This window comes from Rhodovulum steppense (assembly GCF_004339675.1).
GTDB lineage: Bacteria > Pseudomonadota > Alphaproteobacteria > Rhodobacterales > Rhodobacteraceae > Rhodovulum > Rhodovulum steppense.
Genome location: NZ_SLVM01000023.1, coordinates 35,948 through 52,141, shown reverse-complemented (window position 1 = coordinate 52,141; position 16,194 = coordinate 35,948). Strand labels below are relative to the sequence as shown.

Below are 16,194 nucleotides of genomic sequence, written 5' to 3'. Positions count from 1 at the left end.
CGGTCAGGCCGCGGCCAAGCTGTTCGACGGCCTCCGACTGCTCTTCCCGCGCCCGCTCACGACCCGCCTCAGCCGCTTCGGCGGCAGCAAGCTTGAGCCGCAGCGAATCCAGGCTGCGTGCGATCACGCCGATCTCGTCGCCCTTGTTGGTCATCGGAATTTCATCGCCATAGGCGCCCGCGGTGACCCGTGCCATGGCGCCGCTGACCCGTTGCAGAGGCTGACCGATCGATTTGCGCAGAAGGTATGTCGAGATCGCGAGCAGGATCAGGAACAGTAGCCCCGCCAGAGACATCGCAGGCAGGGCGTCAAGAAGCATTTCGCCCATCAGCCCGTCGGCCGTCCAGACGGCGCCCACAGCGCCAATCGACGCATCTCCGTAAATCACGGGCACGCCAACGATCAGCGCCCCGCTGTCCAGCGCGATCTGGCCGGTTTCGAGCGCGCGGCGTGCAAGTTCGTCCATGCGGGCAGATTGCGCCGGTGTCGCCGTGCCCAACTGGACAACGCGTTCCCCGCTGCCCGACCAGACCCCGACCTGAACGAAATGGTCCTCCGCGCGCTCGGCGTAGAGGCCCAGTTGGGCCTCCACCGCATCGAGCTTGCCGAACCTCAGATGGCCCGAGACGCCATCCGCGCCGGAGACCGTCATCTCGGCCATCAGGTTGCCAAGATGCCGGTGAACGATGTCATAGGCGCTGCGCGTGGATGCGGTCAGGACCATCGCCACGACGAGGATGGTCGTGACCGCGACGAGCGCCGCGCCCTTGATGAAAACCGAATTGCCGACGCGGCTGCGAGCCGTCGTACCAGAAATGCCTTGCATCTTTCGTCTCCTGTTCCAGACGGCTCGCGGATCGCGTGATCTACATGAAGGCTTCGGCGTCAACGCCCACAGTCATAGCGCCGATCGGCGTGCCGGTCTCGGGATCGTTGATGGTGAAGGAAATCTGCACCTGGTAGCTCTGCGACGACTCGTCGAACTCGACCTCGCCGAAATGGATTGCGTCGGGACCAATGGCATAGGTGAGGAAGTGCTTTTCCTCGTCGCCCTGCCAGTAATCCGAAGTCACTTCGGAGACCGCGACGTTCAGCCCCTTGGCGTCCATCAGGATGATCTCGGTCACCTGACCGTTGGCCGCGGCGGACTGTTCGCGCAGGTACTCGGACACGGGACTGGCCAGCATCGGCGAGATCATCGGGCTGTCGGCCGCGCCGACTTGCGCGCGCCAGGCCAGATCAAGCTCGTCGATCCGGGCCTGGTCGTAGCCTTCGGTATGGGCATTCTGCGCCTTGATGGCGTCAATGATGATCGGCGCCGTCGCCCAGGGGCGGACCGAGTTGTCGAGATAGGCCGTCAACTGGGCATCGTAATCGCCGGCATGGGCGCCCGAGGCGGTCACGATGGCGAGAAGGGCGGTGAGTCTGGTGATCGAGCGGACCATGGGATTCCTTTCCTGGATCAATGCCAGCGCCGTGCATGAATGGCGCGGATGCCCTAAAGGGGTAGTTCGAATCACCTACCGAAGTTTTAACATGCCCCTCCTCGCGGCGCGTGTCGGACGGGCGGTCGGACCCCGGACGCGATTCAGGCTGGGGTGCAATTGTGCGGTCCGGTGGTGCGGGTCGGTGTCGGGGCGGTGGGCTCGTAGGATGTCCCTGTGTGAAAGGATCCGTATAATATGCTGAATAAGAATGAATAAAGAGAGGGTCCTCGTGTCACGATCGGGCGCTGGAACGCAGTGCGAATCCGATCAAGCGCAGTGCTTTCTGCAGGACGGAGTTCGCCAGCAGGCGGCTGAAACCACTTCTTAACCATACCGCCGGTTCGCCAAGAAAGGTGCGTTTCGCCCGGGTATTGTCCCGGCATCAGTCACCGGAGGCCCGCCACAAGCGCAACGCCGTTCTGGTGGCGCTGGGTGCCATCCTGCGCGAGAAGGGCGGCCCGCATGCCTCGCGCGAATGCCGCCGGTTCCACAGGCCAGGTTTCGTTTTCAACCTGCTCCCATGCCCGGAACGGGAGGGACGAAAGATCGCCATGTCGGGCAAGCGACGAGGAGGACGGTTGCGTCAGGAAGGCCCGCGGGCGACGGATCCTTGCCCCGCGGCACCGGCAGACATGGGCGGGCCTAGCGGCCCAGCCAGGTGCCCGCCCAGACCAGACCGATCAGGACAGGCTGGTGCAGCAGATAGATGGCAAGGCTGTGGCGTCCGGGCCAGGTGAGCCTGCGCATCAGCGGCGTGGCGGCGGCGTGTCGTTCGAAGCGTTTGTGAAGCCCGGCCTGGGTCGCCAGACTCGCGAGTGCGATACCGGAAAGGAACGGCGCAAGCCAAGGGATGATCGGTACGAAATCGACGCTCGGCCGCGGGCTGGCTGTAAGGCCCGTCCAGTCGAGCCAGATCCCGCGGAACGAGGGCGCAAGGCCCAGGCCGGTCTGTGCCACCATCAGCACGGCGCCCGCTGCGGCAAGCGTCAGCACGGCGGGCTGGCGCAGGAAGGCCAGCCCCAATATGCTGGCTGCGGCGATGGAATGCAGGATCCCGAAATAGACGAAGCTGGTCGGGAACATGACCCAGGTGCCAAGGCTGACCAGGCCCGCGGCCCCGGCGATCATCGCGAGGCGGCGCAGGAAGGCGCGGGGCCGCAGCCCGTGCCCATGCGCAAGTTGCAGGCTGACCCCGGCAAGGAACAGGAATGACCCGGCGACGGCAAAGGACAGGATGCGCCAGCCGCCGGTGACCGCGGTGCCGGGGGGCAGGTGGCCGAACATCTCGAGGTCATAGACCAGATGGAACACCCCCATCCCGACCAGCGCCATGGTCCGGGCGAGGTCGATGGCGTCAATCCGACCGGCAGGGGGGGCAGGCGGGCTCAATCCGGCTGGAACCCGGCGATCAGGCGCTTGAGCCCCAGGAACGCGCCCGCATAGATCGCCATCAGCGTCACCGGCGCCGAATAGGCCAGCGTCGAGAAGCCGGTCACGCCCTGGCCGATCGAGCAGCCCATCGCGACCACGCCGCCGATGCCCATCAGTGCCGCCCCGCCCACCTGACGGCCAAGCTCGCGCGGGTCCTCGCAGGCCTCCCAGCGAAAGCTGCCCTTGTGCCAGGACCCGATCCAGGCTCCCAGCAGCACGCCCAGGACCGAGCCCACCGAGAATGACAGCCCCCCCGCCGAAGCGGTCATCAGCCACATCAGCGTGCGCCCGAGCGGCGCGGTGAAGGTATGGCCCTCGACATCGACCGCGCCGAAGCTGAGTTCGTTCAGGTGGCTCATTCCCCAGAGCGCGCCCGCAATGGCCAGCCCCGCGGCCATGCCCCAGCCGATCCGCCGTGGCTCGGCCCTGAGCGGGGCATGCGCGACGCCCCAGGCGATGAAACCGGCCGCGATGGCCAGCGCGACGGCCAGCACCGGCAGGCCGAACAGGCCGCCCAGCAGATGTGCGACTCCCTGCATGCCCTCGGAGGGTTCCTGCGGGAAGGCCCAGTCGCGCAGGGGCGCAAGCGGCCCCGACAGCGTGACGAAGCCCATGATCGAGATCACGACGACCACTACCAGCGAGCGCAGGTCGCCACCGCCGAAGCGCGCCAGTGCGCCGAAGCCGCAATTGCCCGCAAGTGCCATGCCATAGCCGAAAAGCCCGCCCCCAAGGATCGAGGCCAGCGGGTTCCAGGCGATGGAATGATAGGGCGTAAGCGAGAGGTCGATCCGCCCCGTCGCGGCCAGCAGGAAGGTCGCCGCGATGCCCGTGCCCAGCACCACGCCCCACATCCTGAGTCGGCGCTGGTCCTCGCCATAGATCGCGCTTTCCACCGCGCCGAGGGTGCAGAAATCGCCCAGCCGGGCGGCAAGGCCCAGGATGCAGCCCGTGACAAGGCCGATCAGCGCCGCCCAGGCGCCCGCGGGAATGCTGTCCATCCGTCCTCCCCGCCCCGGGCCGTGATTGGCGCGACCCCGGGTCCTATCTTCGCTCGTGCCCACCGGCCACATGCGGCGGCGGGTTCTGTGCGTTGCAGAACATGTCGTGCATCAACTCCAGAACGCGCCGGGCGCGTTCGTCGGCCAGCGAATAGTAGATCGCCTTGCCCTCGCGCCGGTAATTCACCAGCCCTTCGAGCCTGAGCCGGGCCAGTTGCTGGCTGACCGCGGCCTGGCGCGAGGCGAGCAGCGTTTCCAGTTCGGTCACCGATTTCTCGCCTGTGGTCAGATGGCACAGGATCATCAGCCGCCCTTCATGCGAGAGCGCCTTGAGAAAGCTCGATGCGGTTTCGGCATGCTGGACCATGTCCTCGGCCGGAAGGCCGCCCTCTTCGGGATCATGCGTGCCGCCATGGGCGATGTCTGCTGCCATTGGCCTCCTGCGGCTTCCTCAGAAGCCCATCGCCTCCTCGATTGCGGCGATGCCCTCACGCGCGCAGGTATCGTCGAGATCGGGGCCGGGCGCGCCCGAGACGCCGATCGCGCCCACGATGGCGCCTGCATGCTCGATCGTCACCCCGCCGCCAAGCGCCAGTGCCTGGTCGAGATCGCGGATTCCGGCATAGATCGTGCCCGGCGCGGTCAACTCGCCCAGGTCCAGCGTGCTGGTACGAAAACTGGCCGCCGTCCAGGCCTTGCGCCGGGCGGTTTCCTCGACATGGGCGCCCGCGAAGCGGTCGCGCACGAAGGCCTGCAGCGTGCCCGAGCGGTCCGTGACGGCCACGCCGACCTGATAGCCCTCGGCCCGGCAATGCTCCATCGCGGCCATCGCCGCCTGCATCGCCAGTTCCGGCTTGAGTGTCCGGAACTCGACAAAGGCATCCTCGGCCGCCAGCGCGCCCCCCGTCGGCAGCATCAGCGCCGCCGTCACAATCAGCGTTCTCATCATCCCTCGACTCCTCCCTTTTCGTCGTTCTCGGCCCATTCGGGCTGTTTGCGCAGGATCTCCCCGATCAGCCCCCAGAAGAAATCCTCCCCGGGATAGCCTTCCAGACGCGCCACCTCCACCCCGTCGCGCAACAGCACGAAGGTCGGCGTGAAGACCGGGCGGCTGGCAAGCCGGATGTCGTCGGGCAACCGCCGGTCCAGGTCGAGCCGACGCAGGGGCGCAATTGCGCCTTCGGCCGTCCGCGGCCAGATCGGTGCGATCTGGTCGTCCCACATCCTGCAATAGATGCAGCCCGCGCGCTCGAACATTGCCAGCACAAGCTCGGCGCGCGCAACGCCAAAAGGCGCGGAGGCAAAAAGCCCCGCGCAAAGAAATGCGGCAAATACTCGTTTCATTTGCGGCCGCCCCGTTACATATAAAAATCGTAATGTGTTTTCGCATCCACGGCAAGGGAGGGCCTTGATGCTGGACATTTCCTTCGGCGGCGCCGCCATCGCAGGCATCCTGTCCTTCCTGTCGCCCTGCATCCTGCCGATCGTGCCCTTCTACCTGTGCTACATGGCCGGGATCTCAATGGGCGAATTGCGCAGCGATGACCATATCCCCGCGGGCGCGGTGCGCCGTCTGGTCGTCTCGGCGGTCTTCTTCGCGCTGGGGGTCACGACGATCTTCGTGCTGCTGGGGATGGGGGCGACGGCGCTGGGCAAGGGCTTTGCCGCCTGGCGGCAGGAACTGTCCTATGTCGCCGCCGCGATCCTGTTCCTGTTCGGACTGCATTTCCTGGGCGTGCTGCGCATTCCGTTCCTCTATCGCGAGGCGCGGATCGAATCGAAGGCCGAACCCACGACGATCCTGGGTGCCTATCTGATGGGGCTGGCCTTCGGCTTCGGCTGGACGCCCTGCGTGGGTCCGGCGCTCGCCGCGATCCTGATGGTGGCCAGCGGCATGGGCGATGTGGTCAAGGGCGGCGCGCTGCTGCTGGTCTACGGGCTGGCGATGACGCTGCCCTTCGTGATAGCGGCGGCCTTTGCCCGGCCGTTCCTGCGCTGGATGCAGCGCAACCGGAAATATCTGGGCCATGTCGAGAAGGTCATGGGCGGCATGCTGATCCTGTTCGCCGTGCTCATCGCCACCAATTCCGTGGCCTATATCGCGCAGTTCATGATCGACCATGTGCCGTGGTTCTCGCGGATCGGCTGACACTCTGGAAAGGGAGGAAAGACATGAGACTGACCACGCTTCTTGCCGCCGGGTTCTTGGCGCTTGCGGCGCCCGTGCTGGCCGGGCCACCCCTTGGCGATGACGGTCTGCACAAGCCCGACTGGCTGCGCGACACGTTCAAGGACATGTCCGAGGACCTCGCCGAGGCCAATGCCGAGGGCAAGCGCATGCTGGTCATCTGGGAACAGCGCGGCTGCATCTACTGCACCAGGATGCACGAGGAGGTGTTTCCAGATCCCAGGATCGAGGCGCTGATCCGCGAGAACTATTTCGTCGTGCAGATGAACCTGTTCGGGGATGTCCAGGTCACCGATCTGGACGGCACGACGCGCGCCGAAAAGGACATGGCCTCGCGCTGGGGCATCGTGTTCACGCCGACGCTGATGTTCATGCCGGAAGAGGCGCCCGAAAGCGGCACCGCGGGGCAGGCGGCGGTCGCAACGATGCCGGGCGCCTTCGGCAAGGGCACCACGCGGGCCTTGCTGCAATGGGTCCTGGAAAAGGGTTACGAAGGCGACGAGCATTTCCAGAAATACGTTGCGCGGGTTCTCGCCGAAGGTGATAACTGACATCACTAATATGGGTTCTTCTTCGCGGAAGTACCTGAAATCCCTGAGAAGTTGTCGTATGCAAAAAACCTAATTCGTTGTTGCATGCGATGGTGCACTTCCGTTACCTTTCAAGTCAGGGAGAAGACGCGGGAGGATTCTTTGAAATGAGAAAGGTGGCACTGGGCGTGTTCTGCTTTGCGGCGGGCCTGACGTCTGCGCATGCGGCAGAGGTGGCCCCTCTGGAGGTCGTGTTCGACGAGTCTGGCTATGTCGCGGCGCCCCTGACCGATACGCCCGGCGATCCGGAGGCGGGGCGCAAGCTGATGTCGAATCGTGCAAATGCCAATTGCATTGCCTGCCATGCGGCGACGGATCTTGCCGATGTGCCTTTCCACGGCGAGGTGGGGCCAACCTTCGATGGCGTGGCCTCGCGCTATCCCGAGGCGATGATCCGCGGCATCCTGGTGAACGCCAAGAACGTGTTCGAGGGCACGGTCATGCCGTCCTTCTACAAGGTGGACGGGTTCAACCGTATCGCGGACGGTTTCACCACCAAGCCGCTTGAGGGCGAAGTAAGGCCGCTGCTGACCGCGCAGGAAATCGAGAATGCGGTGGCCTACCTGATGACGCTGACCGACTAGGTGCCCGACACGGGCGATCCGACAGCAGAGAGGAGTCGACATATGGAATTCACGAGACGAGGGGCAATCGCGATCAGCGCGGGCTTCGCCGCCGCTCTGATGCTGCCGACCCGGGCGGCCCGCGCAGCGGTTGACGAGCAGATCGCCGCGTTCACGGGCGGCGCCGAGGTGGGATCGGGCGGGATCACGCTGACCACCCCCGAGATCGCCGAGAACGGCAACACCGTGCCGATCGAGGTCGACGCCCCCGGCGCCGAGGAAATCCTGGTGCTGGCCTCGGGCAACCCGACCCCGGATGTGGCCACCTTCAGGTTCGGCCCGCTTGCCGGCAAGCAGAAGGCCGCGACGCGCATCCGTCTGGCCGGCACGCAGGACGTCATCGCCATTGCCCGGATGGGCGACGGCAGCTTCGTTCAGGCGGCAAATGAAGTGAAGGTCACCATCGGCGGCTGCGGCGGCTGAGGATAGAGGAGGACACAGGACATGGCACAGGATGTCAAACCCCGCGTGCGGGTTCCGAAGACGGCGTCGGCGGGCGAGTCCGTGGTGATCAAGACGCTGATCAGCCACCGGATGGAATCCGGTCAGCGCAAGGACAGCGATGGCAATCTGATCCCGCGGTCGATCATCAATCGCTTCACTGTCGAGTTCAACGGCCAGAACGTGATCGACGTGGATTTGGCGCCGGCGATCTCGACCAACCCGTATTTCGAGTTCGAGGCGATCGTTCCGGAAACGGGGGACATGAAGTTCACCTGGTACGACGACGACGGATCGGTCTACGAGGACGTCCAGTCGATCGCGGTCGCCTGACGCACATCGCCGTTTCAAGGGAGGGAAACGCATGAAGACCGCGCCGATCAGGGTGATCACGACATTTTCCGCGGGCCTGGCGATCCTCGCCGGGGCCGCGGCGGCGGACCCGGACGCGGATCTGGTGATCAATGACGAGATCCAGATCATTACCCGCGCCGAAGCCCCCGCGCATCTTGAGGGTGCCTTGCCCGAAATCCGGTCTGGCTGGACCTTCCGCACGCGGGAAACCCAGGCGTTGCAGATGGATGATTTCGAGAATCCGGGCTTCAGCGCCGCTGAAATGGCCATCGAGGCTTGGGAAACCGCCGAGGGCAGCGCAGGCAAATCCTGCGCCGATTGCCACGGAACGGTCGAGGAAGGCATGCGGGGCGTGCGCGCGGTCTATCCGAAATGGGTGGAAAGCGCGGGCGAGGTGCGCACGATCGAGATGCAGATCAACGATTGCCGCACCAACCGGATGGGCGCCGAGGAGTGGAAATATATCGGTGCCGACATGGTCAACATGACCGCGCTGATCGCCTCGGTCTCGCGCGGCTTGCCGGTGAATGTGGCCATCGACGGCCCGGCCCGCGAGATGTGGGAGAAGGGCAAGGAGATCTACTATACCCGCTTCGGGCAGCTCGATATGTCCTGCGCGAATTGCCACGAGGAGAATTATGACAACTACATCCGGGCCGATCACCTGAGCATGGGGATGTCGAACGGCTTTCCGACCTACCGGCTCAAGAACACGCGGCTGAATGCGCTGCATGACCGGTTCAACGGCTGCATCCGCGACACCCGCGGCGTGCCTTTCGATGTCGGCTCGCCGGAATTCGTGGCGCTGGAACTCTACGTCGCCTCGCGCGGCAATGGTCTTTCGGTCGAGGGGCCCTCGGTCCGCAACTGATCCCGGAAACCCGCGCCGGTCGGCTGGCGCGGGTTTTTTCCGGCCTGAAATATTCAGTTTCGCGCATGTGAGAATGTGTGGAACGCGCCAGAAAGGATGCTGAGACGATGATTTCGCGCAGAGATTTCCTGCAGGCGGCGGTGGCGGCCTCGGCCGTCTACGGGGCTTCCGGTATCGGCAACTGGGCGAAACTCGCCGCGCAGCAGGCGCTGGGCCAGGACCAGTTGCTGCAATTCGACACCTTCGGCAATGTCACGCTGATCCACATCACCGACATCCATGGCCAGCTCAAGCCGATCTGGTTCCGCGAACCCGAGATCAACCTTGGCGTAGGCGCGGCGACCGGCAAGCCGCCACATGTCACGGGCGAAGATTTCCTGAAGATGTTCAACATCACGCCCGGCACGCCCGAAGCCTATGCGCTGAGCTATGTGGATTTCGTCTCGCTGGCCAAGGGCTATGGCCGGATGGGCGGGCTTGACCGGGTGGCGACGGTGCTGAACGCGATCCGCGCCGACCGGCCCGAGGCGCTGCTTCTGGATGGCGGCGACACCTGGCACGGGTCCTATACCTGTCTCAAGACGAATGCGCAGGACATGGTCAACGTGATGAACCGGCTCAAACCGGATGCGATGACCAGCCACTGGGAATTCACCCTTGGCATCGACCGCGTGAACGAGATCGTCGAGGGGCTGGATTTCCCCTTCCTCGGCGCCAACATCTTCGATGCCGAATGGGACGAACCCGCCTACGAACCCTACCAGATGTTCGAGCGGGGCGGCGCGCAGATCGCGGTGATCGGCCAGGCCTTCCCCTACATGCCCATCGCCAACCCGGGCTGGATGTTCCCCGGCCTGTCCTTCGGCGTGCGCGAGGAACGCATGGCCGCCGTTGTCGCCGAGGTTCGCGAGGCCGGTGCCGATCTGGTCGTGGTGCTGTCGCATAACGGCTTCGACACGGACCGCCAGATGGCCGCCCGCGTGCCGGGCATCGACGTGATCCTGACCGGACACACCCATGACGCCCTGCCCGAACCGGTGCTGGTCGGCCAGACTCTGCTGATCGCCTCGGGCTCGAACGGCAAGTTCGTCACGAGGCTGGACCTCGATGTGCAGGGCGGCCAGGTGCTGGGCTTCCGCCACAAGCTGATCCCGATCTTCTCGGACGTGATCGCCCCCGACCCGGAGGTCGCCGCGCTGATCGACGCGGAGCGCGCGCCCTACAAGGCGGACCTGGAAGAGGTGCTGGGCACCACCGACAGCCTGCTTTACCGGCGGGGCAATTTCAACGGCACCTGGGACGACCTGATCTGCAACGCGCTGATCGAGGAGCGCGAGGCCGATATCGCGCTGAGCCCCGGCTTCCGCTGGGGGCCGAGCCTGGTCCCCGGCGATCCGATCACCCGCGAGGATGTCTTCAACGTCACCTCGATGAGCTATCCGAACGCCTACCGGTCCGAGATGAGCGGCGAGATGTTGCACGTCATCCTCGAGGACGTGGCCGACAACCTGTTCAACCCCGACCCCTATTACCAGCAGGGCGGCGACATGGTTCGGGTGGGTGGCATGGGCTACCATATCGACGTGTCGAAACCGCAGGGCAGCCGGATCACGAACATGACCCTGCTGAAGACCGGCGAGGCGATCGACCCGTCCAGGACCTATGTCGTCTCGGGCTGGGCCAGCGTCAACGAGGGCACCGAAGGTCCGCCGATCTGGGACGTGGTCGAAGCCTATATCCGGCGCAAGGGCACGGTCAGTGTCGATCCGAACATGTCGGTCCAGGTGACCGGCGCCTGAGATGCGGGAGGACGAGATGAGCCAGATTTCCAGACCAGACCAGGAGGAGGGTGCAGCGATGACAAGTCCCGTCACACCCACGACCAGCCGCCGCGGCTTTCTCAAGGCGGGGCTTGCCACGGGGGGCGCGCTGGCCGCGGGCGGCGCGGCGGCGCAAGAACCCGATCCGCTGATCACCGAGGTTCAGCATTGGGCTCAGGGCTTCGGCGAGGGGGTGGATGCCACGCCCTATGGCCTGCCGATCGACTACGAATCCGACGTGGTTCGGCGCAATGTCGAATGGCTGACGGCCGATGTGATCTCGTCGATCAACTTCACGCCGATCCATGCGCTGGACGGCACGATCACGCCGCAGGGCTGCGCCTTCGAGCGGCACCATTCGGGTGCCATCGACCTGCCCAAGGAAGACTACCGGCTGATGATCAACGGGCTGGTGGATACGCCGCTGGTCTTCACCTACTGGGATCTGGAACGCTTCCCGCGGGAGAACCACGTCTATTTCTGCGAATGCGCGGCGAATACCGGCATGGAATGGGCGGGTGCGCAGCTCAACGGCGCGCAGTTCACCCATGGCATGATCCACAACATGGAATATACCGGCGTGCCGTTGCGCACCCTGCTGAACGAGGCGGGCATCAGGACCGAGGGCAAGTGGATCTTCGTCGAGGGGGCGGATGCCTCTTCGAACGGCCGCTCGATCCCGCTGGACAAGGCGCTGGACGATTGCCTTGTCGCCTTCAAGGCGAATGGCGAGGCGCTGCGCAAGGAGCATGGCTATCCGGTGCGCCTTGTCGTGCCGGGCTGGGAGGGGAACCTCTGGGTCAAGTGGCTGCGCCGGATCGAGGTCACCGACGGCCCGGTCGAAAGCCGCGAGGAGACCTCGAAATATACCGACACGCTGGCCAATGGCATCAGCCGCAAATGGACCTGGGTGATGGACGCCAAGTCGGTCGTCACCTCGCCCAGCCCGCAATCGCCGATCACCCACGGGCCGGGTCCGCTGGTCATCACCGGGCTTGCCTGGTCGGGGCGGGGCGCGATCCAGCGGGTGGATGTCTCGATCGACGGTGGCAAGACCTGGCAGGTCGCGCGGCTGGCCCAGCCCGGCCAGCCCATGGCGCTGACGCGGTTCTACCTGGATATCGAGTGGGACGGCTCGGAGATGCTGCTGCAAAGCCGGGCGATGGACAGCAGCGGCTATGTCCAGCCGACCAAGAACGAGCTGCGCGATGTCAGGGGGCTGAACTCGATCTACCACAACAACGGCATCCAGACCTGGTGGGTCAAGGCGAACGGGGAGGCGGAAAATGTCGAGGTTTCGTGATCTGGCCATCGGCACGGCGCTGGCCGTGACGCTGGGCGCAGGCCCTGCGCTGGCCGAGAGGCTGGGCCTTGGCCGGCCCGCGCTGCCCGAAGAGATCGCCGCCTGGGACGTCAAGGTGATGCCCGACGGGCGCGGCCTGCCGGTCGGGTCCGGCACCGTGGCCGATGGCGAGGATCTGTTCTCGTTCCATTGCGCGGTCTGCCATGGCGAATTCGCCGAAGGTGTCGACAACTGGCCGCAGCTTGCCGGTGGCGAGGGCACGTTGGACGATGCCGACCCGGTCAAGACGGTCGGATCCTACTGGCCCTATCTCTCGACGGTCTGGGACTATGTGAACCGCTCGATGCCCTTTGGCGGCGCGCAGGTGCTGGAACCCGACGAGGTCTATGCCATCGTCGCCTATATTCTCTATTCCAACTTCCTGGTGGACGACGATTTCGAGCTGTCGAACGAGAATTTCATCGAGGTCCAGATGCCCAATGTCGACGGTTTCATCCCGGATGACCGTGACGAGGTCGAACTGCCGCTGTTCGTGCGCGAGCCCTGCATGACCGATTGCAAGGAGGGCGTGGAGATCACGATGCGGGCAACCGTCCTGAACGTCACGCCCGACATGTAGGCAAATCCGGCGCGCCCGGCCAGGCGTATCCGGCTGACCGGTCCCCCCTCCCGGACCGGCGCGCGGCCCCCTTCCTCCGGGGGCCGCTTTTTCTTGGCGCTGGACGGATGGCGTTTCCGCACTAGAACCGGCTCAAGGGGAGGACGACATGCCGACACGCCGCGATATCCTTGCGGGCGGGGCTGCCCTCGCGCTGGCCCATCCCGCGCGCGCCGTCACGCAGGGCGATGACGGACTCTACAAGCAGCCCTGGTTCCTGGACAGTTTCCTTGAACTCGGCGACGACCTTGCCGAGGCCGCAGCAGGGGGCAGGGGGCTGATGGTCCTGTTCGAGCAGGCCGGCTGTCCCTATTGCCGCGAGTTGCATGCGGTGAACTTTGCGCGCCCCGAGATCGCCGATTACCTGACGTCGCATTTCGACGTCGTCCAGCTTGACCTCTGGGGGGCGCGGGGGGTGCTGGATTTCGATGGCGAGACGCTGGAGGAACGCGCGCTGGCTGCGAAATGGGCGGTGAACTTCACCCCGACCACGGTGCTGTTTCCTGCCGAAGCGGTCGGCGCGGCCAGCCGGGCCGAGGCCGAGGCGTTCCGCCTGCCGGGCTATCTGAAGCCGTTCCATTACCTTTCTGCGCTGGAATATGTCGCGACCGGGGAATACCGTGCACAGCCGTTCCAACGCTATCTTCAGGACAAGTTCGCCGCGCTGCGCGAGAGGGGAATCGATCCCGATGTCTGGTAGCGGTGCGGGCGCTGCGGTGCGGCAGGCTGGTCGGCTGCAAAGAACTGGAATAATTTGATTTTTCCGAACGATAAAAGGTCAGCGAAAGCCCGCTTTTGCGGAAGGATCCCCTTGATCGGCCCCGTGATCCATCGCAGTCTTTGAATATGAGGGAGGCTCTTTTTCTTGGTCTTGCACTGGCCCTGTCCGTGGTCGGTCAGGCGCATGCCCAGACAAGGGCAGAGGCGATCGGCGATGCCGAGCGCGGGGCCGAGATCTGGGTCTTCTGCAGCGGCTGCCACCAGATCGGCCCGGAGGCCGAGATCGGCATCGGCCCGCCGCTGAACGGCATCTTCGGCCGCCGCGCCGGGGCCATCTCCGATTTTCCCTATTCGCGCTCGATGACGCGGATGGGCCGTGACGGGTTGACCTGGACGCTGGAAACGCTGGACGCCTATATCGAGAACCCGCGGGTCCTGGTGTCCGGCACCCGGATGAGCTTTGACGGGCTCGAGGATCCGGGCGAGCGCGCCGATCTGCTGGCCTTCCTGCGCGATTTCTCGGACCGGCCCTCGAACATCCCCGAGGCCGCGCCGACCGCGCGCGCCGATCTGCCCATGCTGTCGGAAGAGACGCTCGCCATCGTCGGCGACACGGCCTATGGTGAGTATCTCTCCAGCGAATGCACCACCTGCCACCAGCGCGACGGCTCCGATCAGGGAATCCCGTCCATCGTGCTCTGGCCGCAGCGGGATTTCGTGCTGGCCATGCATGCCTACAAGCAGAAGCTCCGGCCCCATCCGGTGATGCAGATGATGGCGGGCCGGCTCTCCGACGAGGAGATCGCCGCGCTTGCCGCCTATTTCGGCTCGCTCACGCCCTAGCGGGCCTTCGCCATCGCGACAATGGAAACGCGCGATCATGTCCAGGGAGGAAAAGCGACATGACACTGAACAGACGGAGTTTTCTCGGCACGAGCCTCGCGCTCGGCGCCGCGTTGTCGGCCACGCCTCTGATCGGCCAGGCCCGGCCGCGCGTGGTGATCGTGGGCGGAGGGGCGGGCGGCGCGACCGCGGCGCGCTACATCGCCAAGGACAGCCAGGGTGCGATCGACGTCACCCTGATCGAGCCCACCCGCACCTATTACACCTGCTTCTTCTCGAACCTCTATATCGGCGGCTTCCGCGACTTCGCCTCGATCGGGCACAGCTATGGCAAGCTGGCCTCGGATTACGGCATCAATGTCGTGCATGACTGGGCGGTCGGCGTCGACCGGGACACGAAGACCGTGACCACCGCGGGCGGCCATGCCTTCGCCTATGACAAGCTGATCATCGCGCCGGGGATCGACTTCGTCGAGGGCTCGGTGCCCGGCTGGGACATCTCGGCCCAGAACCGGATGCCGCATTCCTGGAAGGCGGGTAGCCAGACCCAACTCCTGAAGGCACAGGTCGAGGGGATGCGCGAAGGCGGCGTGTTCTGCATGATCGCCCCGCCCGACCCGTTCCGCTGTCCGCCCGGCCCCTACGAGCGGATCTCGATGGTGGCCCATGTGCTGCGCGAGCGGAACCCGAGCGCCAAGATCCTGATCGTCGATCCCAAGGCGAGCTTCTCGAAGCAGGCGCTGTTCGAGGAAGGCTGGCAGAAGCACTATCCTGGCATGATCCAGCGCATCGGCCCGGATTTCGGCGGCACCAACGTCTCGGTCAACCCCGAGACAATGGAGGTCGATATCGACGGCCAGGTCGAAACCGTCGATGTCTGCAACGTGATCCCGGCGCAGAAGGCCGGCCGCATCGCCGACCTGGCGGGGCTGACGGCCGAGAACGGCTATTGCCCCATCGTGCCCGCCACAATGCAAAGCCGGATGGACGAAGACATCTATGTGCTGGGCGATGCCACCATCGCGGGCGACATGCCGAAATCGGGCTTCTCGGCCAACAGCCACGCCAAGGTGGCTGCGATGCAGGTGCGCGCGGCGCTGACCGGGTCCACCGCCTTCCCGGCGCGCTACTCGAATACCTGCTGGTCGCTGATCGACACCGATGACGGGGTGAAGGTAGGTGCCTCCTACGCGCCGACCGACGAGATGATCGCCAAGGTGGACGGCTTCGTCAGTCAGACCGGCGAGGATGCCGACCTGCGCAAGCTGACCTACGAGGAAAGCCTGGGATGGTATTCGGGCATCACCGCCGACATGTTCGGCTGATCCGTTCCCGACCGGATTTTGCGGGCCCCGCCGTCGGGCGGGGCCCGCGCTGCGCCGCGGCTAGGCGGCATCTTGCCGCGACAGGTTACGCGTCCGCGCGGCCCATGCCGTCGTCAGGACAGAATGTGTTATGGTCGGCCTCGCGGGAAATCCCGGATCAACCGGGAGAGAATCGTGATACAACCCCGCAGAGAGGGACTGGTTCGGGGAGGAGCCAGGAACGTGACCAAGACAAGCAAGCCAGGGGCACGGCCATTGTGCCGTGCCTGTCTCGACGATCATGCGCTGATCCTCGGCAAGCTGGGTCCGATGCCGGATGCGACCCTGCGCGCAATGACCGGCTATGGCCTCAGCGACCAGGAGATGGCGCGCTATTTCGGGATGACGCCGTCCTCGTTGCGGCGTCTCAAGCGCAGCCTCAACGTGATCCGGCCGCGGCCCGACTGACCGCTTGATCCGGCCCGGTTGCCGGGCCGGTCACCTCTCCCATGATGCCCATCAATGCATTGCCGGGCCGTCCGCGCGAGTCTGAACGCCCG

The 16,194-nt window shown here is 65.3% G+C and carries 19 protein-coding genes and 1 pseudogene; 13 read left to right on the top strand and 7 right to left on the bottom strand.

Annotated features, from left to right (window positions below; translation table 11 throughout):
• From EV216_RS14200 to EV216_RS14170, 7 genes are all read right to left on the bottom strand, one after another.
• On the bottom strand, positions 1-826 hold an 826-nt coding region (locus tag EV216_RS14200; protein WP_132696189.1), incomplete at its 3' end, for a HAMP domain-containing protein.
• 40 nt (positions 827-866) lie between these two features.
• Positions 867-1,445 carry a hypothetical protein gene (locus EV216_RS14195; RefSeq protein WP_132696188.1) on the bottom strand — a complete coding sequence of 193 codons (579 nt, stop codon included), beginning with the start codon at positions 1,443-1,445 and terminating at the stop codon, positions 867-869.
• Positions 1,446-2,129: 684 nt separating this feature from the next.
• Positions 2,130-2,876: a heparan-alpha-glucosaminide N-acetyltransferase gene (locus EV216_RS14190; protein ID WP_279388221.1), complete on the bottom strand. Its 747-nt coding sequence runs from the start codon at positions 2,874-2,876 to the stop codon at positions 2,130-2,132.
• Entirely contained in the window at positions 2,873-3,919 is a 1,047-nt protein-coding gene (locus EV216_RS14185) for a YeeE/YedE family protein (RefSeq protein WP_132696186.1), read from the bottom strand. The genes EV216_RS14190 and EV216_RS14185 overlap by 4 nt, the downstream gene beginning before the upstream one ends.
• Positions 3,920-3,962: 43 nt before the next feature.
• On the bottom strand, positions 3,963-4,352 hold the full coding sequence (locus EV216_RS14180) for an ArsR/SmtB family transcription factor (RefSeq protein WP_132696185.1): 390 nt from the start codon (positions 4,350-4,352) through the stop codon (positions 3,963-3,965).
• An 18-nt stretch (positions 4,353-4,370) separates the two neighbouring features.
• Positions 4,371-4,865, bottom strand: coding sequence for a GlcG/HbpS family heme-binding protein (locus EV216_RS14175; protein ID WP_132696184.1), 495 nt, complete (start codon positions 4,863-4,865; stop codon positions 4,371-4,373).
• Positions 4,865-5,263, bottom strand: a complete 399-nt coding sequence (locus tag EV216_RS14170; protein ID WP_132696183.1) for a hypothetical protein — start codon at positions 5,261-5,263, stop codon at positions 4,865-4,867. Before EV216_RS14170 ends, EV216_RS14175 begins: the two co-directional genes overlap by 1 nt.
• Positions 5,264-5,330: 67 nt before the next feature.
• Between EV216_RS14170 and EV216_RS14165 the strand changes: the two genes are divergently transcribed.
• From EV216_RS14165 to EV216_RS14105, 13 genes and pseudogenes are all read left to right on the top strand, one after another.
• Complete coding sequence (locus EV216_RS14165; RefSeq protein ID WP_132696182.1) at positions 5,331-6,068, top strand: cytochrome c biogenesis CcdA family protein; 738 nt, start codon at positions 5,331-5,333, stop codon at positions 6,066-6,068.
• A gap of 23 nt (positions 6,069-6,091) precedes the next feature.
• Positions 6,092-6,658: a thioredoxin family protein gene (locus EV216_RS14160; protein ID WP_132696181.1), complete on the top strand. Its 567-nt coding sequence runs from the start codon at positions 6,092-6,094 to the stop codon at positions 6,656-6,658.
• Between the two features lie 146 nt (positions 6,659-6,804).
• Positions 6,805-7,281 carry a sulfur oxidation c-type cytochrome SoxX gene (gene soxX / locus EV216_RS14155; protein ID WP_132696180.1) on the top strand — a complete coding sequence of 159 codons (477 nt, stop codon included), beginning with the start codon at positions 6,805-6,807 and terminating at the stop codon, positions 7,279-7,281.
• 42 nt (positions 7,282-7,323) lie between these two features.
• Positions 7,324-7,743, top strand: a complete 420-nt coding sequence (gene soxY / locus EV216_RS14150; protein ID WP_132696179.1) for a thiosulfate oxidation carrier protein SoxY — start codon at positions 7,324-7,326, stop codon at positions 7,741-7,743.
• Positions 7,744-7,764: 21 nt separating this feature from the next.
• Positions 7,765-8,094, top strand: coding sequence for a thiosulfate oxidation carrier complex protein SoxZ (soxZ, locus tag EV216_RS14145; protein WP_132696178.1), 330 nt, complete (start codon positions 7,765-7,767; stop codon positions 8,092-8,094).
• Positions 8,095-8,125: 31 nt separating this feature from the next.
• Positions 8,126-8,986: a sulfur oxidation c-type cytochrome SoxA gene (soxA, locus tag EV216_RS14140; RefSeq protein ID WP_132696177.1), complete on the top strand. Its 861-nt coding sequence runs from the start codon at positions 8,126-8,128 to the stop codon at positions 8,984-8,986.
• 107 nt (positions 8,987-9,093) lie between these two features.
• Positions 9,094-10,785: a thiosulfohydrolase SoxB gene (gene soxB / locus EV216_RS14135; protein WP_132696176.1), complete on the top strand. Its 1,692-nt coding sequence runs from the start codon at positions 9,094-9,096 to the stop codon at positions 10,783-10,785.
• Positions 10,786-10,843: 58 nt separating this feature from the next.
• Positions 10,844-12,109, top strand: coding sequence for a sulfite dehydrogenase (gene soxC, locus EV216_RS14130; protein WP_132696175.1), 1,266 nt, complete (start codon positions 10,844-10,846; stop codon positions 12,107-12,109).
• Positions 12,093-12,722: pseudogene (locus tag EV216_RS14125) on the top strand (c-type cytochrome); the annotation flags it as partial. The gene soxC and the pseudogene EV216_RS14125, both read left to right, overlap by 17 nt.
• 154 nt (positions 12,723-12,876) lie before the next feature.
• Complete coding sequence (locus tag EV216_RS14120; protein ID WP_132696173.1) at positions 12,877-13,467, top strand: thioredoxin family protein; 591 nt, start codon at positions 12,877-12,879, stop codon at positions 13,465-13,467.
• Positions 13,468-13,613: 146 nt separating this feature from the next.
• Positions 13,614-14,330, top strand: coding sequence for a c-type cytochrome (locus EV216_RS14115; protein ID WP_132696172.1), 717 nt, complete (start codon positions 13,614-13,616; stop codon positions 14,328-14,330).
• 59 nt (positions 14,331-14,389) lie between these two features.
• Complete coding sequence (locus tag EV216_RS14110; protein ID WP_132696171.1) at positions 14,390-15,655, top strand: NAD(P)/FAD-dependent oxidoreductase; 1,266 nt, start codon at positions 14,390-14,392, stop codon at positions 15,653-15,655.
• A 222-nt stretch (positions 15,656-15,877) separates the two neighbouring features.
• Entirely contained in the window at positions 15,878-16,102 is a 225-nt protein-coding gene (locus EV216_RS14105) for a hypothetical protein (protein WP_132696170.1), read from the top strand.
• Positions 16,103-16,194: the final 92 nt, after the last annotated feature.